Annotated in this window: 14 protein-coding genes; 5 read left to right on the plus strand and 9 right to left on the minus strand. The window is 42.2% G+C overall.

Features of this window, described 5'->3' with window-relative positions:
* Window positions 1-9: 9 nt before the first annotated feature.
* Complete coding sequence (locus B9Y81_RS11275) at window positions 10-3,084, minus strand: SusC/RagA family TonB-linked outer membrane protein (RefSeq protein WP_085537026.1); 3,075 nt, start codon at window positions 3,082-3,084, stop codon at window positions 10-12.
* 139 nt (window positions 3,085-3,223) lie between these two features.
* Here B9Y81_RS11275 and B9Y81_RS11280 point away from each other — a divergent pair, with 139 nt between their 5' ends.
* The 4 genes from B9Y81_RS11280 (at window position 3,224) to B9Y81_RS11300 (ending at window position 7,367) form a co-directional block, all read left to right on the plus strand.
* On the plus strand, window positions 3,224-4,219 hold the full coding sequence (locus B9Y81_RS11280; RefSeq protein ID WP_085537762.1) for an isoaspartyl peptidase/L-asparaginase family protein: 996 nt from the start codon (window positions 3,224-3,226) through the stop codon (window positions 4,217-4,219).
* Window positions 4,220-5,750: 1,531 nt separating this feature from the next.
* A complete protein-coding gene (locus tag B9Y81_RS11290) occupies window positions 5,751-6,047 on the plus strand; it encodes a DUF2089 family protein (protein ID WP_085537028.1) in 297 nt (98 codons plus the stop codon).
* Window positions 6,040-6,651 (plus strand): YIP1 family protein, encoded by a 612-nt coding sequence (locus tag B9Y81_RS11295; protein WP_085537029.1) that lies wholly within the window; start codon window positions 6,040-6,042, stop codon window positions 6,649-6,651. The genes B9Y81_RS11290 and B9Y81_RS11295 overlap by 8 nt, the downstream gene beginning before the upstream one ends.
* A gap of 2 nt (window positions 6,652-6,653) precedes the next feature.
* Complete coding sequence (locus tag B9Y81_RS11300; protein WP_176221486.1) at window positions 6,654-7,367, plus strand: DUF3784 domain-containing protein; 714 nt, start codon at window positions 6,654-6,656, stop codon at window positions 7,365-7,367.
* Window positions 7,368-7,433: 66 nt separating this feature from the next.
* Here the strand turns inward: B9Y81_RS11300 and murQ are convergent, their stop codons facing one another.
* The 8 genes from murQ to B9Y81_RS11340 are packed head-to-tail and all read right to left on the minus strand — an operon-like array spanning window position 7,434 to window position 19,942.
* Entirely contained in the window at window positions 7,434-8,252 is an 819-nt protein-coding gene (gene murQ, locus B9Y81_RS11305; protein WP_085537031.1) for an N-acetylmuramic acid 6-phosphate etherase, read from the minus strand.
* Window positions 8,253-8,266: 14 nt separating this feature from the next.
* Window positions 8,267-9,103, minus strand: coding sequence for an ATPase (locus tag B9Y81_RS11310; protein ID WP_085537032.1), 837 nt, complete (start codon window positions 9,101-9,103; stop codon window positions 8,267-8,269).
* Complete coding sequence (locus B9Y81_RS11315; RefSeq protein ID WP_085537033.1) at window positions 9,100-11,952, minus strand: FAD-binding and (Fe-S)-binding domain-containing protein; 2,853 nt, start codon at window positions 11,950-11,952, stop codon at window positions 9,100-9,102. The genes B9Y81_RS11310 and B9Y81_RS11315 overlap by 4 nt, the downstream gene beginning before the upstream one ends.
* Window positions 11,953-13,191 carry an exo-beta-N-acetylmuramidase NamZ family protein gene (locus B9Y81_RS11320; protein WP_085537034.1) on the minus strand — a complete coding sequence of 413 codons (1,239 nt, stop codon included), beginning with the start codon at window positions 13,189-13,191 and terminating at the stop codon, window positions 11,953-11,955.
* A complete protein-coding gene (locus B9Y81_RS11325) occupies window positions 13,188-14,471 on the minus strand; it encodes an MFS transporter (RefSeq protein WP_085537035.1) in 1,284 nt (427 codons plus the stop codon). Before B9Y81_RS11325 ends, B9Y81_RS11320 begins: the two co-directional genes overlap by 4 nt.
* Window positions 14,468-15,397 carry a DUF4922 domain-containing protein gene (locus tag B9Y81_RS11330; RefSeq protein ID WP_085537036.1) on the minus strand — a complete coding sequence of 310 codons (930 nt, stop codon included), beginning with the start codon at window positions 15,395-15,397 and terminating at the stop codon, window positions 14,468-14,470. The genes B9Y81_RS11325 and B9Y81_RS11330 overlap by 4 nt, the downstream gene beginning before the upstream one ends.
* Window positions 15,394-16,863 carry a glycosyltransferase family 2 protein gene (locus tag B9Y81_RS11335; RefSeq protein WP_085537037.1) on the minus strand — a complete coding sequence of 490 codons (1,470 nt, stop codon included), beginning with the start codon at window positions 16,861-16,863 and terminating at the stop codon, window positions 15,394-15,396. The genes B9Y81_RS11330 and B9Y81_RS11335 overlap by 4 nt, the downstream gene beginning before the upstream one ends.
* Window positions 16,864-16,891: 28 nt before the next feature.
* The gene (locus B9Y81_RS11340) at window positions 16,892-19,942 is read right to left on the minus strand and encodes a golvesin C-terminal-like domain-containing protein (RefSeq protein WP_085537038.1); all 3,051 of its coding nucleotides are present in this window, start codon (window positions 19,940-19,942) and stop codon (window positions 16,892-16,894) included.
* A 780-nt stretch (window positions 19,943-20,722) separates the two neighbouring features.
* On the opposite strand from B9Y81_RS11340, the gene B9Y81_RS11350 reads away from it, so the two are divergent.
* Entirely contained in the window at window positions 20,723-24,085 is a 3,363-nt protein-coding gene (locus B9Y81_RS11350; protein WP_085537040.1) for a SusC/RagA family TonB-linked outer membrane protein, read from the plus strand.
* Window position 24,086: the final 1 nt, after the last annotated feature.

The raw sequence follows: 24,086 nt of genomic DNA on the forward strand, positions 1-24,086 counted from the left end.
TCTTGTCTATTAAAAATCCAGTTTAACACCAATATTATATGTTCTCGATTGCGGATAAGTTCCGGTGTCATATCCTGTAAATTCAGGATCGTTACCCGGATACGAAGTCCAAGTGTACAAGTTGTAAGCAGATGCGTAAACCTGCAGATTAGCTATGTGGAACGATTGTAGAAGTTTGTTGTTGAAATTATAGCTCAACATAACATTCTTCAACTTAATATAATCCGTTTTTTCGTAGTGCAATGTTGATTCCTGGTCGTTTCCACGTGGATTACCCGGATAAGCTCCTTCATACGATGGCTTCGGCACCCAGGTTACATCGCCCGGATTTTTCCAGTATGAAGTGTATTTATCCAGCATGGTGTTGCTGTCTCCTGCTGATGCCAGCAACGTAATCTTATCGCTCCAAAGACTTACACCTCCATTCTGGAACTGGAAGAAGAACGACAGGTCAAAGCCTTTCCATGAAATATTATTGGTCAGCCCTCCAAAGAACTTTGCCTCGCGAGGTTTGCTCCAAACCCGATCTTCCGGTTTTGGGTTATAAACTATGTAACCATCTTTGTCATAATACATCGGACGTCCGTCGGCTTCGTTCACTCCGGCCCATTGGTAAACAGGTTCGGAGGTGATCGATTCACCAACTTTATATCGCCCAAGTTCAGAAAGTCCGTCCTGTAAAGACGTGATCTCGTTCTTGTTATAGGAAATATTGAATGACGTATTCCATTCCCAATCCCCGGTTTTTACATTTACGGTATTCAATAAGAATTCAAAACCTGTATTTTTCACACCACCCATATTAGAAGGAATCTGAGTAAATCCGGTAGTGGCAGGAATTGTACGAGCATAAAGCAAGTCTTTCGTGTCTTTTATATAGAAGTCCATTTCCGAAGAGATACGGTTATTCAAAATAGAGAACGAAAGCCCGATATTCTTAGAATGGCTCTTTTCCCAAGTCAGAAAAGGATTACCGATTGATGCCGGAATGATAGCGGATGAATTATTATAAGCACCGCCGCTTGAATACCACCGGCGAGCCACATAGTCACCTATGTCTGAGTTTCCTGTAACGCCATAACTTGCCCTTAGTTTAAGATCATCAAACACGGCTATATCCTTCATAAACGCCTCGTCGTTGATTCTCCAGGCAGCCGATACGGAAGGAAACCAACCCCATTTATTTTCTTCACCAAAGCGGGAAGAGCCGTCACGGCGGATTGTTGCGTTAATAATGTAACGATCCTGGAAAGAATAATTGATACGGGCAAACATACCGGCCATCTTCCATTCCGAGAAAGTTTCTGTCACTTCGGTTGGGATAGCGGTAGTACCAAGCAAATGCAAAGAGGGGTGAGAAACTCCGGTTCCTGTCGCTCCATGGCTCTGATAAGATTGGTGACGATAAGAAAAACCGCCCATTGCGGAGATACGGTGTCTTTCGTCCAGCACTGTACTGTAATTTAGCACCTGCTCGGTCTGAAAGTTAGTCAGGTCTTTAGTATAAGCTGTAACCGAACCTTGCGCTTTCTCGCCTTCACGCGTGCGTGGATCGATAAACAAGTGTTCGTTGATGGTTACAACATCTATATTGTAGCTCGACTTAAAAGTCAGGTCTTTTGTGATCTTAAAATCCAATGAATTTGCAGAAAGTAATTTATTGGTACGCCCTTTGTATTCATTCAGATTCTGCATTTGCACGGTGTTGTGCATAAAGTAGCCATAAGGAAGACTTGTGTAGTAGTCTCCGTTTTCGTCATACGGACTGTTTGCCGGATGCATCAGAAAGGCAATACGGTTCGGGTTCGAGGCACGTACACCGGATTGTTGATCCTGATTCATTATAGAATAACTATTATTGGTAGTCAACGTCAACCATTTAGCCAACTCATAACTTAAGTTCACGCGGAAAGTTCCACGTTGAAACCCTGTTCCAATCAAAATACCATCCGTATTATTAAATGATGCCGAAAGATAATGTCGCTCTTTTCCCGTGCCGCCCGATAAGCTGACCTGCGCATCCGCTACATAAGCCGTGCGATACAGCAAATCATACCAGTCGTACGTAGGAGCTTCAGAAAAACCATCTTCGCCCCAACCATTGTCTTTGTATTCATTCAGTTTGTTCAGGTACTCACTGCTGCTTTCGCCGTATCGGTTTTTATAAGCAATCAAATCCAACTCAGCCACTTGAGGAGCGGTGAGAATATCAATTTTATTGGCAATTTTCTGCATACCTCCCGAAAGGCTTACAGAAATTTTGTTTTTCCCTTCCTGACCTTTCTTTGTGGTAATAATAACCACTCCGTTTGCTGCCTGCGCTCCGTAGATGGAAGCAGAAGCACCATCTTTCAAGATATCGATAGACTGTATTTCCGAAGGATTCAATGAGGATAAAACATCTGTCGATTTAATTATCCCACTTGTTTGATCTCCGGTAATCATTTGCACACCATCAACAATATACAAAGGTCCGTTGTTTGCGCTGATGGAACCGGAACCGCGAACTAAAACAGAAACTGCTCCTCCCGGAGTACCGCTTGCAGAAGTGATCTGCACACCGGCAACCTTTCCCTGCAGAGCGCGTTGCATATTTTCGGTAGGCACACGCGTAAGCTCGTCACTTGAAATATTTGATACCGCACCGGAAATATTCTTCTTTTTCTCTGTTCCGTAGCCGATTACAACAACATCAGACAACACCTGCGTATCTTCCTGTAAGGTTATTGTTACCGGTGAGGCCGAAGAAACACGGACTTCTTGTGTAATATATCCTATGTAGGAAACACTAAGAATTATGTTTTTTTGAGCGGAAAGACCCGTTATCGTAAACAGTCCGTCAATATCCGTCGAAGCACCGGTTGTACTTCCCTTCACAATAACAGAAGCACCAATAACAGGCAACCCGGCAGCATCCACAACCTGTCCCGTAACGGTAGTGATATCGACCTGCGGCAGATTAGGACCTATCGGCTGATGAGAATCATTGGATGCAAAAGCCCGGAAGTCACTTCCGGCTATAAAAAGCATTCCAATGCAAATAGCGCTAAACAGCGCCGACAATGAGCTCTTTCTTGTATTCATTGGCTATACGTATTGACATTCTTAATTTGACAATTATGAAACGGCGCAAAATTAAGATTTTATTGCAATAAATTGACACTTTGCCGTCGTTTAATCAAAAAAAGCGATATTTTTGTCAACAAACATCAAAACTGAGTATATGTTAAGGCAATGGTTTATAACTTTTTTTATCTTATTAGCAGGAAGCACTATCGCAAACGCACAAGAACGTGAATATGTACTGCTTATTCATGGCGGAGCAGGAGCAATGAACGCATTAAAAGAAAACCCCAATAAAGAAATGCACTATTACGCCTCCCTTGATTCTGCCCTATTGATAGGAAATGAGATCCTTTCATCCGGAGGAAAAGGCGTTGACGCGGTAATTGCAGTGGTTAGTTATCTGGAAAACAATCCGTTGTTTAATGCCGGAGTCGGCGCAACGGTTAGTGCAGCCGGCTCGTTTGAATTAGACGCTGCTATAATGGAAGGCAAAGATCTGAGCGCAGGAGCCATTGCAGGAGCAAAACGCATAAAAAATCCGATCAAAGCAGCACAGGTAGTAAAAGACAATTCACCCCACGTAATGCTTTCCGGCGATGGAGCAGATGAGTTTGCCGCCTCTCAAGGCATTGAAATGGTAGAAAACAACATGTATTTTTCTACACCCAATACGATGAAATGGGTAGAAGAGTTCAAAAAAGAATCTGAAAAGAACGGAACCGTAGGATGCGTTGTGCTTGACAGCGAAGGAAACCTGGTTGCCGGAACAAGCACAGGAGGCATGTTAAAAAAACGCTGGGGAAGAATAGGTGATTCGCCGGTGATTGGCGCGGGTACTTACGCAGACAATAAAAGCTGTGCGGTTTCCTGTACCGGACATGGCGAATATTTCATCCGCCACGCCGTAGCTTTCAACCTTTGTGCCCGCGTAAAATACCTGAAAGAACCCATTCAAGACGCGGGCAACCAAATCATTCACACAGATCTTAGTCCCGACGCCGGTGTAGGCGGCTTAATAGCTATCGACAAAGACGGCAATTTCGCTATGCCATTCAATAGTGAAGGAATGTTCAGGGGATATATATATAAGGAAAAAGGAAACGACAAGATTATAAAACAAGTCGGAATTCATAAGGAGCTGCATAAACCCTAACCCAAGATGTAAACCAGACAAAAAAAACGTCAAACCCACTTTATCAATCTGATACATTTAAGGCCATTTTTGTATCAATTGAGGAATCAGAAAGATGTTCTTATTTGTTAAACAGGATGCGTTTTTAGCAAATATATGTTTACCCTTAAAGAGAAACGGCTTTTCTATCAGAAAATCGTCTCCCTCCTAAAAGAAATTTGTTCGACATTTCTTAAAAAGACATTAGTATATATTATTCTAAACATCCTTTATCATTAAAAAAATATCCTTTATTTTCAAAAACACATACTAATATTGTTTTTCAGGAAAATCAGCCCCACATAAAAGCCGCCTAAAGCCTCATTAGCCGAATCCGTGCCAAAAACGAACACCAACATTACCCCAAAAGGGAAAACAGTCTAAAAAAGATCGAAAACAAGTCGCTTTCATATTGATAGTCAAAGTTAATTTTCAATATCAATCTGATTTCCAACATCACTTTCACAAAAGGAATAACTTTATTAATTCAGATCGCCCCCCCTGTCATCTCGCCCATCCCTTCCATCCTGTCATCTCGACCGAAGTGGAGAGATCTCTGCATAAGGCTTCGTTTAAGAATAGTCAGTTGGGATGAGATGTTTCGACAGGCTCAGCATGACAATGGATGGGACAGGGTTTTAAGGGGTTTCACCCCTGTGACCCCACATCATTTTTTGGCTTGATCCAAAAAACGAAGCAAAAAAGATCAAGGCTGCACTTCCTTCGCTAAAAAACACTGCGCTCTCGCTAAACAAATCGAAACTCGCTGCGCTCAAACAACGATTTGTTTTTAACGCTCTCGCTCCGTGTTTTTTTTAACGCTCATCCAGTGAGGCCGGTTTTTTCACGGCTCGCCGCTTATCGCGGCATCGCGCTCTTTTCCGGGTAGGAACCGCTTGTCTCCCTGTCATCTTGACCATCCTCCCCTGTCATCTCGACCGGAGTGGAGAGATCTCTGCATAAAGTTTCGGTTAAGAATAGTCTGATGGGATGAGATGCTTCGACAGGCTCAGCATGACAGTGGATGAGACAGAACCACTCACCCCCTGTCATTCCGACCACCCTCCCTGTCATCTCGACCGGAGTGGAGAGATCTCTGCATAAAGTTTCGGTTAAGAATAGTCTGATGGGATGAGATGCTTCGACAGGCTCAGCATGACAGTGGATGAGACAGAACCACTCACCCCCTGTCATTCCGACCACCCTCCCTGTCATCTCGACCGGAGTGGAGAGATCTCTGCATAAAGTTTCGGTTAAGAATAGTCTGATGGGATGAGATGCTTCGACAGGCTCAGCATGACAGTGGATGAGACAGAACCACTCACCCCCTGTCATTCCGACCACCCTCCCTGTCATCTCGACCGAAGTGGAGAGATCTCTGCATTAAGCTTCACTATACGGTAAAAGGACAGGATGCGATTCCAAAAAAATATTTTAATTTTTCTTATTCTAATATTGATTTTGTTTAGTTTTATATCTATTTTTACAAATACGGGGTAAATAAAACAAAACTATGGAAGAGATTAAGAAAAAATTACCGCTCCATTGTCCGGCTTGTGAATCGCCGTTAAGAGTGGCACGATTATTCTGCAAATCGTGTGAAACCGAAGTATCTGGTTCTTTTGAGCTGCCCTTGTTTTCTCGACTTACGGAGAAAGATCAAACGTTCATCATTGAGTTTATTAAATCGAGCGGAAGTTTGAAAGATATGGCTAAAGATATGGGCATCAGTTACCCAACAGTTCGTAATTTATTAGATGATCTGATTGAAAAAATAAAGTTTTTGGAGAAAGGAGGACAAAATGAATAATCGAACGGTTCGCTTCCTGCTGAATCCATTTGAACGGATCGCGGGATTTCAGGCTTTGAGTTGGGGCTTTTTGGGTTTAGTATTGAGCATCGGATTAGCTTATTTTACCGATTATCATTATCATGGACTTTTGCATTATGGTTCGGCTCCAAACCCGGTCTGGTGGTGCTTTATGGCGGAACATTTCATTGTATGGCTTATTCCGGCATTGTTGTTTTACATCGGAGGGATGCTGCTTTCCCGTTCCAAGATTCGCGCACTCGATGTCTTCGGGACAGTTCTATTCGCACAAATTCCCTTACTATTTACCAACCTGATCGTCTTCCTTCCCTTTTATAAACAAATGTCAGCAATTGATCCGACCGGACCTTTGCAGGAACAAATTGCACAAGCAAGCGAGCTTATGCTTCAACCCGGTTTCTGGTTGGGGCTTTGGTTAAGTCTTGTCGCTTTCGTGTTTGTTATTTGGATGGGATACCTGATGTTTAAGGCTCTGGCCGTGTCGTGCAATCTGAAGGGAACGAAGTTGGCCATCTTATTCTGTATCGGATTCTTCGGAGGAGATTTCATTTGCCGGATCATTATTAACCTTTTATATTCATGATTATGGGAGAGATACTTTTTACTATAATAATCGGACTGTCTCTGATTGGATTAGGATTTTTAGTTGTTAAATTCCCAATGCTTATCAGTGGATATAATACAATGCCGGAGGCTGATCGAAAGAAATTTGATATCGATTCCTATGCTTTGTTTATGCGGAAAATAATGGTAATAATGGGATGCGTAATAATCTTTGGTTCTATAATACTCTATTTAATAGACAAAAGAAGCTTACAGTCTGCTCTCTGCATTACTACAATCTTTACAGGATTAGGATTCCTGATGAAGAAAGGACATGATCTGACGAAAGATATAAAAAAATCAAAAACACAGAAATGGATAGGTCGGATAACTGCCATTGTTGTAGTTGTAATTTTTATTTGCATTATTGACACCGGTCGACCTGCCGGAATAGGAGTAAAAGACAATTTTTTTATCATAAACGGTGCGTATAGCCAAAGGATTCCGCTCACAGAAATTACAGAAGTGGAAATAACAAACGAACTACCTGACATCACATTACGAACAAACGGACTCAGTTTCTGGAGATTTCATAAGGGCTACTATCGTACAGAAGAAGGAAGCATAATGCTTTTCTTCCATTCCGGGAAAAAGCCTTTGCTACTGGTGAAATCAACAAAAGCACCGCCTATTTACATTAATAGAAGCACAAAAGAGGAGATAGATGAGCTGTATAGGTTGTTGAAGGGGGAATAAAACATGAACAACTGTTATGCTTTGTACGGGGAAAAGGTCTTTCGCCCGTACAAAGCTAAATCAAGTTCAGATGCTCCCTTTGTAAGCATCTATTGCTTTCTTCACTGAGCCATGCAACAGTAGCATGGATTTGGCTCTTTCGTAAGGAAGCCCTAATTCTTCTACGATCATACGGGTTCCACGATCAACTAATTTTTGATTGCTTAACTGCATGTTGACCATTTTGTTTCCTTTTACTCTTCCAAGTTGGATCATCACACTTGTGGAGATCATATTCAAGATCATTTTTTGCCCTGTTCCGGATTTCATTCGGGAACTTCCGGTTACGTATTCCGGACCCACAACCATTTCTAACGCTACGTCAGATTCTGCGGCCATAGGGGAATCGGGATTACTGGTAATACATCCCGTCAGAATTCCATTTTTGCGGGCTTCGCGTAATGCACCGATCACATAAGGTGTAGTGCCCGAAGCTGCGATACCTATAACTGTATCTTTATCGGAAATCTGATGTTCGGTCAACTCCTGCCATCCTCGTTCCATATCATCTTCCGCATTTTCCACCGGATTTCGCAAAGCGTTTTCTCCTCCGGCTATTAATCCGATAATCAGTGTCGGCGGCATACCGAATGTGGGTGGTATTTCCGAAGCGTCCAACACACCTAAACGTCCGCTGGTACCTGCACCAAGATAAAAAAGACGTCCTCCCTGCTGCATACGGGGCACAATCTGAGAAACAAGTTTCTCTATTTGAGGAATGATCTTTTGTACGGCTAAAGCAACCTTCTGATCTTCTGTATTTATATCTTCTAATAATTCACGTATTGGTTTCTTTTCCAGATCACTATAGAGCGACGACTGTTCAGATACTTTTTCAAAAGCCATAATTCTTGTTTATTTTATTTTTCCGAATGATAAGAAATAAGTCCTTCCATGGGCTGACGCATGATTCGACCGATTTGTATGCCACACGCTGTTGCCACTTCTTTTAGCACCTCCTGATAATAGAACGCAACCGAACCTACCAGATGAACGGGATAGGATTGATAATCGTACTGCATTACATTGCGTTTAAAGAAGGCCCGGAAACTTCCTTCCACAATAGCCCGTATTTGTGGGTCATCGATATTTTCGGCAAGAAAAGGTGAAAATCCGGCCAGAAAACGATTCGGAAATGGTTTGCGATAGACACGATCAATAATTTCAGGCATAGTAAGGTTAAATTGTTTAAGGAACTTTTCTTTGAGTTGCACGGATAGTTGATTTTTCAACACATCCCCCACAAGAAGTTTTCCTAATACGGCTCCACTGCCTTCATCTCCAAGGATAAATCCCAATGGTGATACATTGGAAACGATCTCCTGCCCGTCGTAGAAACAAGAATTTGAGCCTGTTCCCATAATACAAACAATCCCCGCTTCGTTTCCACAAACGCCATGAACCGCAGCCAATAAGTCTGTATTTACTTCAATTCGGCTTGCCGGAAGAATATGGGTAATCGCGTTCTTTACTACCGGCTGTTTTTCGGGAATACAGCCCGCTCCATAAAAAATAACGGATTGCACGGAATGTCCGTTCAATTCGGGCAATAGTGAAGTTTTTAGTTCTTCGGCTATTTCCTGTTCTGTCTGGAAAAAAGGATTAATTCCTTTAGAAAGAACAGATTTTACAAGCTTTCCTTTTTCAACTACGCTCCAATCAGTCTTTGTTGATCCGCTATCTGCTATCAATATCATTTTTCTAACTCCTTTAATTTTGTTACTTGTTTTGTGTTTGATTCCGTACATTGATCTACTAAATACACGATTGATACATAAGGTATCCCGGCATTTGTAGTTAAACCGATCTCACAGGTACGACTGTTTGAGTAACCGATTTTCACACCTGCAGCTTCAATCTGAGGGTGTAATTTGCGTAATGCATAATTGTTTACTTCGGGATGCGTAAAGCCTTTATCTCCGGCAAATCCACAGCAGCCCACTTCCTGAGGCACCAGCACCCGGGAAGAGCAACGTTTAGCCAAAGCAATTAACTGATCTCCCAGTCCCATTTTCTTCATCGAACAGGTTACATGTACAGCCACAGGTGTATCTGTCTGCTTAAACGTTAACTTATCCAATAAAAAGGTGTTTATAAATTCTACAGGCTCGTAAAGCTTCAGTTGCTTCATCGTATGCCGCATGCGGTAAAGACAAGGGCTTTGATCACATAAAACAGGATATTTACCCTGTTCGCTTGCCTTGAGTAGTGCTTGTTCTAATTCGGCCGATTTTCGATCGGCTATTTCTTCCATTCCTTTGCTTTCCCATATTGTACCGCAACAAAGGTTATCCATGTTTTCAGGAAAGAGCACTTCGTAACCGGCTTTGTTCAACAGGGAGATCATTTTGTTCACCTGAGGCGTTTCATCGGGTGAACGACGGGCTGTACCCATCGCCTGATTAATACAGCTGGGGAAGTAAACTACTTTTAGCGGAGCTGTAAAATCACGTAATTTCTTTTTCTTCAGTCGATATCCTTTGGGCATAGCCGGAGTCCACAGCGGCATTCCTGTCATCTTGTGCAATCCACTTGTTATCCCTCCTAAAACGGGAGTACCCAATATTACATGCGCCATATCCGCCAATTCAAGTACCGGGCGCAATCCTTGTTTGATAGACGACAAATGATCGGCAGTAAAAGCACCTACTTTATGCGCAAAGGGTGATAATTCTTCGGCTCTGAGCTGATGCGTTAAATCACCGGTATTAATATGCATCGGACAAGAGGTAGCGCAAAGTCCGTCGCCTGCGCAGGTTTGATTGCCGAGATAGCGAAAATCACTGATCAAAGCTTGCAGGCGTTTATTATCTTCGCCGGTCGCTTTCAAACGGGAAATCTCCCGTTGAATGATAATACGCTGGCGAGACGAGAGTGTAAAGCCGGCTGTCAGGCAATTGATCTCGCAAAAACCACATTCGATACATTTATCTACGACAGGGTTCGTTAACGGCAGTGGCTTTAAGTTACGAAGATGACATTGCGGGTCATCATTAAAGATAACACCCGGATTCAGCAGATTCTTCGGATCAAACAAACGTTTCACCTCCTGCATCATCGCCCAGGCATCATCGCCCCACTCATAACGAACGAACGGAGCCATATTTCTTCCGGTACCATGTTCCGCTTTTAACGAACCATCGTATTTATCCACAACTAATTTAATCACATCGTTCATCAATGCGTCATAACGATCGATCTCTTTTTGATCCGAAAAAGATTGGTTAATGATGAAGTGGAAATTTCCTTCCAGTGCATGCCCATAGATACACCCGTCCGAATATCCATGCTTAGCAATCAAGGCTTGTAATTCGGCTGTAGCTTCTGGCAGATGTTGAATCGGAAATGCAACATCTTCGATCAAACAAGTAGTACCCGGCTCACGAGTTCCTCCTACTGAAGGGAATATGCCTGAACGAATTTGCCAATAGGGAGCATATTCTTCTTCTTTTGTAGTAAAGTGAGGAGGGGTAAATAATTTAAAGGCGGACAAACAATTGGTAATCGCGTCTATATTTATAGTCAATTCTTCTGCCGAATCTCCTTTAGTTTCGGTCAGAACCGCAGTAAGTCCTTTTCCTGCCGGATCTTTTACAGACTCCAGCGACTTACTGTCGAGCAATTCTGCTCCTTTCACAATCCATTCACCTTCTCCGTTATGCAAATCTTTCATGGCTACTACCGCACGGCAAGCTTCCTTGATATCTTCAAAGTAAAGCATTGCACTGGCCTTATAAGGATAGTCGTGTTCTGTTTTCATCACAACCTCCGAAAGAAAAGCCAACGTTCCTTCCGATCCAACCATCAAGTGAGTAATAATATCAAACGGATCATCATAGATGATGAAGGGCAACAGATTAAGTCCTGTTACATTTTTAATGGAATATTTCTTCCGGATACGCTCCTCCAACGATTTATTCGAGCGGATCTTATCCCTTAATTCCTCTATTTTACGAATAAAGTCGGGTTTCTTTGCGATAAAGCCGGCACGACTCTCTTTATTTCCGGTGTCCAACACTGTTCCGTCAGGGAAAACGATACGAGCCGAAAGTAAAACTTTATCGCTATTCGCATGCGTTCCGCAGTTCATTCCCGAAGCATTATTTATAATAATACCACCGATCATGGCACTTTTCACTGACGCGGGATCGGGAGAGAATTTACGTCCGAAGGGCTCAAGTATTTCATTCACACGCTGACCGATCAGTCCCGGTTGCATGCGGATCACTTCTCCATTCTGTTCAATTGTATAGTTCTCCCAGTATTTTCCGGCCACGATCAGGATAGAATCGCTCAATGTTTGCCCGGATAAACTTGTTCCCGCAGCCCGAAAAGTAACCGGCAATCCTTGTTTATCAGCCACGGCCAATAGCGAACTAACCTCTTGCTCATTGACCGAACGGATCACAATCTGAGGAATCAAACGATAGAAACTTGCGTCAGTTCCCCAGGCTAAACGACGCAATTCATCTGTGTAGATACGTTCTTCAGGAACAAACGTCTGTATCTCCTTAAGGAAGTCCGTATATTTATCCGCTTTATTCATTTATCTGTATAAATAATAATTCTTAGCAAGCTTTTTAAAGGCGGTGGCATCTTTATTCCAATAGGCGAGCACATCAGATGCTTTGTTGTTTTCTGTAAACAACTCACGTATTTTATTTGAACCACTAACCTTATCAAACATAGCAAAGCGATCTGTATCCGCATGATCGAATACCGCTTTATCAGGATAGCGTACGGCGATTTCCTGCATCACATAAAACTGGATTTCACTTAGTGCGGCTTTCTCGTAATCCGTTATATGTACTTGCACGCCTTGCAGAAGTTCTCCTTTTCCTACAGAATAAAAAGGCTTAAGATGCATAGGACGAAAAGTAACACCCGGTAGTTGCAACGCGTTCAGACTTTTCGCGAATTTATCTGCTTCAATCCATGGAGCAGCAAACATCTGGAATGGGATTGTATAACCTACGCCAATAGATACATATCCTAATTCACCCAGAATACCACTGACCGGATAAAAGTAAGACGAATGAGGATGCGGAATATGAGGTGAAGACGGGATCCACTGTAGCTTAGTTTCCGGATAGGTCATTTTGCGCTTCCAGCCTTTCATCTTAATCACCTGCAAGCGGCATTGTCCTTTCAGCATTTTTTCTCCATTCAACATCAAGGCCAGCTCACCGCATGTCAAGCCGTATAGATAAGGGATAGGATACTGACTTACAAAAGAGAAATACCCTTCTTCCGCCAAGTTTCCTTCTACTTTTAAACCTCCCAAAGGATTCGGACGATCCAAAACGATAAACTCAATATTATTCTCCGCGGCAGCTTCCATCGCTAACCCCATTGTGCTGATATAAGTAAATGATCGACAGCCGATATCTTGTATATCATAAACCAACACGTCAATACCTTTCAACATCTCCGGCGTTGGCTTACGTGTTTTTCCATATAACGAAAATACAGGTAGCCCGGTCGATGCGTCGGCAGAGTTATCCACTTTATCTCCGGCATGAATATCTCCACGCACGCCATGTTCAGGTCCGTACAACGCGACTAATTTCACATTTGGCGCGTCATGCAGTACATCTATTGTAGATTTCAGTTTATTATCCACCCCGGTCGGATTCGTTATTAATCCAACGCGTTTTCCCTCCAGACATTTGAAGTTTTGTTCTTTCAGCACCTCTATTCCGGTTTTCACCTGCTTAGCGAAAACTTGTCCGGAGATGAATAAGCAACATGCTAATCCAATTAATTTTAATTTTAATATCATCATTTTTTATTTTTACCAAATTCTGGATTGATCGTTTTTCGTACTAAAACTGCCGCGAATATACCCGGCAGCGTACAAATACATACCCACCAGAAGAACGTTGTATAACCCATCATTTCCTGCAACCAACCGGCAATCATTCCGGGCAGCATCATGCCTAAAGCCATAAAACCTGTTCCAATCGCATAATGTGCTGTTTTAAATTCGCCATCGGCAATCTTGATCAGAAAGAGCGTATAAGCCGTAAATCCAAAGCCATAACCTAACTGCTCCAACACGATACAAGAGGTGATAAAGATTATACTTTCGGGTTGAACCACGGACAGGTACACATAGAACAAATCCGTAACATTTAAAAAGATAGCCATTGGTATGATCCATTTACGAAACCCATCGCGTGAAATAACAACGCCGCCCAATATGCCTCCGGCCAATAAAGCCGCTACACCTAAGGTACCGTATGCCAATCCTACCGTAGCCGTATCCAATCCGAGTCCTCCGGCAGAAACAGGGTCAAGCATAAACGGCGAACTCAACTTCAGCAACTGTGCTTCTCCTAAACGGTAGGTCAATAAAAAGAAAAGAATCAAACCTATATCATTCTTTGTAAAGAACGACACAAAGGTAGTCCAGAAATCACGAAGCAGTTTACCGGGTGACAGTTCACCATGCGAAATATCCTCAGCCGGTTTTGGCAACACCGCTTTATGATACAAAGACATGGCCAGAAACATACCGGCAAGCAGAAAGAACGTTATCGACCAGGCAAGCGGAATATTCCCATCCCGGTTTTCCATAAATCCGGCAAAAGCAACTAAAACACCTTGACCGAAGATCATTGCCAAACGATAAAAAGTATTACGAATGCCAACAAAGAAAGATTGTTCCCCTTCCTTAAGTCCCAGCATATAAAAGCCATCTGCCGCGATATCATGCGTAGCAGACGAAAAAGCCAGCAACCAGAAAAACGCCAACGTTAATTGTAAGTAATAGTCGGTCGGTATAAAGAAAGCGATTCCAGCGAAGCCAACTGCGATAAATGATTGCATAGTAACAATCCACCAACGCTTGGTTTTCGCCAGATCAACAAACGGACTCCATAACGGCTTGATCACCCACGGAAGATATAGCCAACTGGTGTATAAGGCAATTTCGGCATTGCCCAATCCCATACGCTTATACATAATAACAGCAATGGTCATTACTGCGACATACGGTAATCCTTCCGAAAAGTAAAGAGAAGGAACCCAATACCAGGGTGATTTCTGTCGTTTTTCGTTCATAATAGTTCTTTTAATCGGTTACTTATATCTTCTTCGTTTACTTTATCTATACAAATCTCATCTACTATTTCAGTGATATTATCAGAAGTGATCTTGTTGAAATCTTTCTCCAACGGGGTGATAAATACGCCACCCAAATCTACAGAGGCCGGACTTATGGTTAGTTGGTCTTCCCCTTCCCTGAAAAAACAATCCGGACGGTGTTTCTTTCTCGGGAACACCACCACGATCCACTTTCCTTTTTCAAACCAGGCGAGTAGATTCATCATCGGTTCATCGGTAGTAGGAAGTTCGTTCAATAACTGATAAACAGTATCAAACAATAAACAGACATTGAGCTTATCACTTCCCTCTATCACCCAACCACGGCGCAAGTTATCGCTTATTTTCCAGATAAGGCCGCGTTTTGTTTCGGAAAGTAATGAACTGGTCTGTTTCCATGCTGATTCAAAAGGGAGAAACCCTTTATTACCGGCCTGAAAGTGGATGTGATCCGGAGCGGAAGCACCGCAACGAGGTCCGTTATAGAAAATCACATAATCTTCCAACGTTTCGGCCAATTCCAACATATCCATCATGCGTCCGGCTATGCGTTGCGGAGTATGCAATACGGAAGGGACGGTAAGATGGCGGGGAAATATCGGAAACGGATTGATCAGAATCGTGTATTTTGCCTGAAAAGGAATTCCGGTCTGTACTGCCGGACGATTTGCACCGCAAAGGAAACAGGCTCTTGCCTGAATAGACTTCGCGTCTACCTTTGCCGCAGAAGAAACAATCCGGGCCGGATTAAATTGCACCCGAATGGTATTGCCGGAGATGGCAAAGGTCTTTTCGCGCACCTCTTCCAAGGCCGCGTAATTCTTTGCAGCCATCTCCCAGTCACACAGTTGTGCGTCAAACAAATGTTTTATCGCTTCTTTCATTTATTCTTTCTGTTCAATGCGATTCGCGCCTGTAATTCCCAAGTGCGGATACGGTCTTTATATGTATTATGATTGTTTTGTTTTACAATATCCAACGACGCGTCCGAGTTATCATCCCAACGGCGGCAAAGATAAACCACATCATACACACGCCCGATCTGATACTGCCGGGAGATAGCCAACCCAAGGGCATAATCTTCTCCATAGCTCGTATTCGGCACTTTAATGTCTCGAAGTACCGGTGTATAGAATGCTCTCGGCGCACCTAAGCCATTTATACGCAAGGCATTGTTGCGTCCGTTGTCCGGCGTCCATTCTTTATGATCGATTACACCGGGAGGAATTGTATTCAGATTGAAATCGGTCATTTCATACGTTCCTACTACCATCGCGCAATTTTGTTCGTAGAAGGCATCCACCATTGTTTGTAAGGTGTTTTCATTCTTATACAAATCATCACTGTCTAATTGCACGGCAAACTTACCGCACGCAGGATGATGAACACCCTGATTCCAGCATCCTCCGATTCCTAAATCTCCACGTTCGGGCAGGATATGTACCAAACGACTGTCGCCGGCATATTTTCGAATTGCCTCCGTTGTTCCATCGGTCGAATGGTTATCTATTACGATCAGGTTGAATGCGAATGTCGTTTTTTGCTTCAAAACAGAATTGATGGCATCCTCAATCGTACGTATTCTGTTTCTTACCGGAATAATCACCGATGCTTCATATTCAAAATCACCGGAATCGAAAGCTATCGATTTGAATTGAGGGGCAAGGTAACCGCCTACTACCTTCAGGTGTTCGGTACATGCTTTTTCCATTTCAATCTGCACGGCGCGATTTCTCGGATCAACATAATCAAACATTTTTTCGCCGCTCTTACGCAGGTCTTCTTCTATTTCGGTGTAGAGGTATTCGTTGATATGTACTAACGCTTCTGATTGAGCAACTTTCAAACGCAAATCATATAATCCGGCATAAAGATAATCTACATCCATGCGTTGAACGGCTTTTTTCAGGGCTTCGGTATTGTATAGCATAACCGAACCAAAATCAAAATCGTCTCTCAGACTACCTTGTTGATAATCCGCCACAGGAGCATTTTTGCGGTCAGTTCCACAAAGTTTGTAATGATCTGCGTAAACCATACCGGAGCCGGAGTCTTCCGCAATGCGTACCATACGTTCCAGAGCGAAATAACCAAGTGCCAAAACAGTTTGCTTTGTATAGATTAATGTATAGTCGGCTTTTGCGTTTGACGCGATCGATTTAATCGCTTCTGTTGAACGAAGCGAATCTATTTTGATTACAGGACAACCGGCATACGTATTTCCTGAGATTCCTTCGGAAGCCAGAATATAAATGGAACCCACTGATTCAAAAGCCTTCAGTCCTTCTAATGTTTGTTTTATTTGCGCTTCTCCGGCGTACGGAATAAAGCAATCAATCCTGTTTTTCATGTCAATTCTATTTTTATTCTTTAGGTTTTTATTTTTCATCAAAAAAAGTCAGTACGGCTTGCATCAGCCGATCCCGGGCATCCTGTGTTTTAACCGATTCAAAAGGTATCCCCAGCACACAGGTTCTATAATCACCCTTGTAAGCCACTCCGGCACTCAGGTTGTTTTCCGAATAGCGGAAAATCGTAAACGCGTTGGGAGAAGCCGGCTCGATACCATCGGGAGATTCAACCACATAAGACTCTTCATTCAGCGTATTATGCCAGTTATAAGTGCCGGAAAATGCAGTAAACGGAGAAGCTACACTTTTGAAACTACCCGTAATAGCGGCCAGATTGGTGCGCCATTTATAGTTCAACACCCGGGTTGCGAATGCAATACCTTCCTCATCTGCCGGACCGTTGTCCCAAAGGTCTGTTCCTACATAAGCACCAGACACAAATAAATTTCCGCCACCCTCACAATAGTCGGTTATCGCCTTTCTGGCTTCGGGCGAAAACACGGCAAATTCCCGTGGATGAATATTCCCCCTGCCTATTTTCGTTTTACATTCTTTTCCCAGAATCCAGTCCGTAATGCTATAATCTGTTAACCGAACCTGCCCTTGTTCTACCGATTCGTCGCTGCATGAAACAAACGAATACCCGGCTTTCATTAGCGAAGCCCCGTGTAAAGCCGGATAATCAAACGAATTTCCGGCAACAACCATCGTTTCATAATTCGCGCGACTGGCTCCGAATCCGGCGGCATCATCATCCATCCAGGGAATATGCTTCCGAAATTCGGTCATACTGCCTATATAACTGATATCGTTCAGGTAAGGCACCCCGTGATCTACCTGATCCAAAAAGCCGGACAGACTATCGGTAACAAAATCGGCAGGAGCACTTACACGGTTAAATGCGTTAACAACAAGTACCTTCCCTTTTTCATTCAATACTTTTCCGGCAGAAAGAATCTCGGAGGGGAAACTTTCACCACCCCGATTAACGGCGGTTACTTTATAACTGTAAATGATGCCCGGTGATTGGCTCGCACGGAACACATTTCCTTCTACAAGCTGTCCATTATCGAAAGCCTCATCCCCCATCCGGGTGTATACAATATATTTTTCCGCTTTTGCGGTAGGTTCAAGTACATCTTCTACGGCCTGCCACTTCAGTTCTACTTCATTTTCTGAAACAAAACGCAAATTCAAATGATCAACGGGCAAAGGCTGAATCACATAATCCTGTTTATATTGTGAAGCGATAAACTTCAGAATGCCTTTGTAGATGGAACGACTCACCGTAAAGCGAAATCTCGGATCAAGACCATAGCGCATATCAGCAAAGTTCTGATGCGAAAGCAACTCTAACAACATAGTCGGCACATTCGGTTCGCGTGCTTCGTTGTACGATTTATTCCACATGCCTCGCCGGCTCCATTCCGGTTCGTACAGCGCGCGGATATCGTCTACGATAGCAGATTGAATCAGATCATTCAGGTCTCGAGACACATAACGGGATGCTTTATTCGCGAAAGTTCCATCTCCCGAAGCTGTACAAAAGATTCCCAACGTTCCGATGATTGAATCATTTCCGGTAGTACCGGCGTCCGAATGAAACGCGAATGCCATATCAATCGGAATATGTAGCCCTGGTTGATCCGGATTTACCGCAGATCCACCCGATATATAGTTCACCCATTTTCCGCGTGATTTATAATCATCGGTATAATCATTCACGCCCTGACTGTCTGAGTAGACGCTATCCGGCACACCTGCCCATTGCATCCAATAACGGGCAGCCTCGGTAAAACGCGGATAACCACTGGTTTCGTATGGATAATCTACCGATGGTATATTTTTCACGTCCTTGTTTGCATCGCTTTCCGAACTTTTTACATTTTCAGAAACTTGGTTATCGGCAGCAACCCGGCGGGCAATTGTTCCCATTCCGCCACCAAACTTCACGCCATCGGCGGTAACCATTCTGCCGGCTTTTGACGATAGATTGGAAAGCACTACTTTTCCGGAAGGATTTTGCCCCTCTTCAAAACTAAAATGACCTAAATAAATCCAGGTTCCCCCTCCCATTTGCTGGTTTACCCGAAATTGTGTGCTGCCACCCTTATGAAATACGGTATAGAGCGCATCATCCGCACTGTTTTTAAGCGTTTTATAGGAAACGTAAACAGCATAAGATCCTTTTTCGGGCAGGTTGGGAATCCACTCGGCTGTACTCTCCTTGCCTTTCCGGATACTGTTTATCTGTCTGAATGTACCTTCCTTAAAGGGATTTTCAAAATCCTTATACGATTGCCTCAAATGCGCAAAGCCTACTTCGCTTCCCGTTTGCCACAAATTCTCACCGCTATGTTCGGTATAAGTCGACGTTTGGTCTAAAACGCCATCGTTGTCAACAATTACTTCTTGTTTTTGCACATCACGCTCGCGGGGAATCAACACGTTTGCTCCTGCATTTTCCAACATCGGAACCAAATAGGGCAATACATACGCTTGGGTATAGAGGTCTTCCACTGTTTGAAATATCCGGGCGCGCTGCCATTCCCAACGTGTTAGTTTCGATTCATAGTAATAACCATGACTTTGCCATAAAGCAATATGTCTGTTTTGCAAACCGGCCTCCGGTTGATTGGGTGTAGAAAGTCTGGTGACTAACGCCGTTCCTTTTTTATGTGTAAAGGTTTGTGCCTTCCGTTGCTCTTTCTTTTCCTTATATAATAGCGGTATCAGGTTTTCAATTAACCGTCCGTCGGTGTACAACGCTGTTTTGTAGCGGGAATAAGGTTTCGGCAAACAGGAATTGACTAAACGATAAGCAGCATCCACATTGTCCGGACGAAACGGAACGTAAGAACAATTCATATTCGCAAAGAACTTTACTTCTTTTTTCCGGTCGGAAATCACAACCGAATCAATAATGATTTCTCCTATTGCTAAATCTTTGCGAAGCAGCGAATCTAAACGATGAGAAATCGCACCTTTCACGTCCGAAGAGAAAGTCTGTGCTTTAACCGGAATAACGTGACCGGCGAAAAGCAAAATAAACAGTAAGATGGCAGACAAATTGTTCATATATAGCTATCTCAATATAATGTATACTCAAAGATATATCGTTTTATTATTAAAACAGGCAGTACAATTAAAATACGTTGTATCAATCAATCTAAATCGACACAAAGATTAACAAATACGGTTCTTTTTTACAAGAACACCAACAAAGATAGAATTCTTTACGTATCATCAACAAATAATTAGATATTTTAATATATGCGCTTTTTAATTAACAAAACAAACCACATAAAACAAACCCGAATCGTCTTTCTCAGGTATCGTCAAAGCAAACAAGCCCACAAGAAGGTTATTTCATTATATATAAAGATTATAAACACATTCATAAAGGATATTTTTCTTTTTCCACAGTTGTTGAACGCTTTTTCTATATATATGGAAAAACTTTTCTATATATGTAGTAAAGTTTTTCCACAGATATAGAAAAAAGAAAATAAAGGATATAAAAAGAGAAATATAGTATAGTTAAAGAAAAATATCCATACCTGTCGAACCAATAGTCCGGCACCAAAACCCCTATTATGTTAAATTTTTGTTTCCGATTATTAATTTTTACTAACTGATAGTCTTTTTTAGTATTAATATTTCGCGGTATTAAAGAATATGGTAGCTTTGCGAACAGAACCAATACAAAAAAACCAAGAAAGTGTAAAAACTTTCAAACTTAAATATAAACACTGTGTGGGATAACTGCATAGGATTACTTATCCTCGGAAGAGGGATAAATAATCAATCTTATTTTTATTATTCTTAGATTAACAACCTTATTATTTAAACAATTCTATGAATGTAACATGGAAAACATCCAGAGGGTCAGCAACAAACACATTGCGGCGTATGCTGACATTAGCTTTGACTTTTTCAATAGTCAGCTACGGGAATTTGCAGGCTAACTTGGTTGAAGAGGCTCCCTCGGCAATCATGCAGCAAAGCACAAAAAAAGTTGAAGGGATTGTAACCGACCAAAGCAACGAACCACTAATCGGCGTCAGTGTTTCTGTTCAGGGCACATCCAGCGGCACAATTACCGACCTTGACGGAAGGTACACCTTAGACGTTAGCTCCGAAAACACCACACTGGTATTTTCATACATCGGATACAAACCACAAACCGTCACCGTATCCGGCCAAGTATTAAACATAATACTCGAAGAAGACACCAAAATGGTCGAAGAAATCGTAGTGGTTGGATATGGGGTGCAGAAGAAAGAGAATTTAACAGGTGCTGTGGCATCGGTGAAATTAGATAAAACAATAGAAAGCAGACCTATTGCTGATGTAGGCCGTGCTTTACAAGGAGCTGTTCCGGGTCTTACCATTACAAGCAAATCAGGAGAGATCGGCACAGCACCCAATATTAAGATTCGTGGCGGAGTAGGCTCGCCAAATGGAAATTCAAATCCGCTTATCTTAGTAGACAATGTCGAAATTTCTGATATCAGTTTAGTTAACCCGGATGATATTGAATCAATTTCTGTATTGAAAGATGCAGCATCTTCTTCTATTTATGGAGCAAGGGCTGCATTTGGAGTAATTTTGATCACAACAAAAGCGAAAAAAGTAAACGACAAATTACGGGTAAATTATTCAACAAATTTAGCATGGAGAACTCCTACAAAAACACCTGATCAACTTTCCGGATGGCAACAGGGAGAGATAAATCTTGCAGGGGTTATGCGTAATGGTTCTACAAATTATTATAATGTGGTAGGCAATATGGTGGTTGATCAAAAAACGATTGACGGCATGAAAGCCTGGGAGCAACAATATGGTAACGGCAAAGGATTAGGACGCGAAATGGAATACGGTCGCGACTTTGAAATAGATGATACCGGTATGCATTTCTATCGCACATGGGATTGGTATGATATGTATATTAAAAAGTGGATGCCTCAGCAAACACATAATTTATCGGTAAGCGGAGGAAACGGAAAAACAAGTTATGGTCTTAATTTAGGTTATCTTACTCAAGATGGTTTAACCAAAGTAAATTCAGATAAATACGATCGTTACAATGCCAGTCTCACGATAAACTCCACATTGAATGATTGGGTCAAGATCAGAGCTAATGCTTTATATACAAGAACAGATATTGAAAAACCTTTTATGTATGCATCAGACTTATATGACCACCTATACTACCTTTATCGTTGGCAGCCCATGTATCCTTATGGAACTTATGAGGGAAAGGGATTTAGAAGTGCGCTGACAGAATTGGAGCAAGCTCAGATGACTAATAATCAGAAAGATTACTTACGCATGGGAGGAGGTATTACACTAACACCAACACCTATCGAAGGTCTAAGCTTCGATTTAGACTTTACTTACACAACTACTGATAGTCGCTTTAATAAATTTGGTGGTCAGGTAGAAGCTTATGATATTTTTTCGGCGCATAAGTCACTGGAATCAATGGAAAACTCATACGGCAATTACATATCATCAAACTATGACTATGTACAGGAACAGCGTGGACGTACCGAAATGTTTACAACAAATGCCGTTGTGACTTATTCAAAAACAATAGGTGACCACGCGTTTAAAGGAATGGCTGGTTCTAACTTGGAAAACAGCGCATATCGTTTTATCTCGGCACAACGCAAGGGGCTTTACAGTGTGGAAGCACCTGAGTTGAATCTTGCTTATGGAGATCAATTGGTAAGCAGCAGCCACACACATTGGGCTGTAGCCGGTTTTTTCGGAAGAATAAACTATGCTTTTCAAGACAAATATTTGATTGAACTAAACGGACGTTATGACGGTTCTTCCAAGTTTCCACAAGGTGATCAGTTCCGTTTCTTTCCATCTGCATCAGTAGGATATCGTATTAGTGAAGAATCGTTTATGAAAGCACTTTACCCTGCTCTTTCTTCTTTGAAGCTAAGAGGATCATACGGGGCAATTGGAAATCAGGACGTAGATGCAAACGCGTTTCGTTCTTTAATGACTGCATATCCAAAGGATTCATGGATTATAAATGGAAAAAACACAACATCTGTAGGCACGCCAACTGTTACTTATAATTCTTTAACATGGGAAAGTGTGAGAACCATAGATATTGGTATAGATGCACGCTTTTTGGATGACAAGATAGGTGTAACATTTGACTGGTATAAGCGTACAACTACAGATGTATTAGCAGCATCTACCCTACCATTAACCTTGGGAGCAACTGCACCGAAACAAAACTTCGGAGAACTGGAAACTCCAGGATGGGAATTAGCTGTAGACTTTCATCACCGTTTTGGAAATGGATTGAGTATAACTCTTGGAGGGCAAATAACAGACTATTATACGAAAGTAACTAAATGGGCAGAAAACACGAACGTCCCCACCTACGGAGGAGATGGTACCGGATGGTATTCCACAACATATTATAAAAAAGGAATGCGCTTAGGTGATATCTGGGGGCTTAAGGTTGACAGACTTCTTCAGGAAAATGATTTCAACACAGATGGTACATTAAAGGCAGGTTTACCTGATCAGTCAGAAATATTCTCAGGAGGGATTACATTACAACCGGGTGATGTACTTTATAAAGATTTGGATGAAGATGGAAAAATAACAACGGCAAAGAGCTCTGAAGACACGAGAGATCAGACAATTATAGGCAATATGTTCCCACGTTATCAATATGGCTTTACATTGGGTGCTGAATACAAAGGTTTTGACTTTTCTGCATTCTTCCAAGGTGTAGGAGAACGTAAACTTTGGGCTATGGGTAACCAAGTTTTACCGGGTTATACATCAGGAGAGCCTTTTTACAAAGGTGCAGATGATTACTGGAGCCCAGAAAACACAAATGCGTTTTACCCACGTCCTACAATTTACGGACAAGCGGCTAAATGGAACTATGCTGTGAATGATCGTTACCTATTGAATATGGCATATCTAAGATTGAAAACTTTAACAATTGGATATTCTTTACCAAAATCTCTACTTAATAAAATATTGATCAGCAATGTGAGAGTGTATTTTACTGGAGAAAATTTATTCGAATTTGACAATGTAAAACCGGACATTGACCCTGAAATCGACGTAAGAGCTATCACAAGTGGTGGTTCAACGAGCGCCGATGCACGTAACTTCGGAAGAAGTTATCCATATCAGAGAACGTTATCTTTTGGTTTACAAATCACTTTATAAA

The sequence above is a fragment of the Massilibacteroides vaginae genome, from assembly GCF_900178525.1.
Classification (GTDB): domain Bacteria; phylum Bacteroidota; class Bacteroidia; order Bacteroidales; family Tannerellaceae; genus Massilibacteroides; species Massilibacteroides vaginae.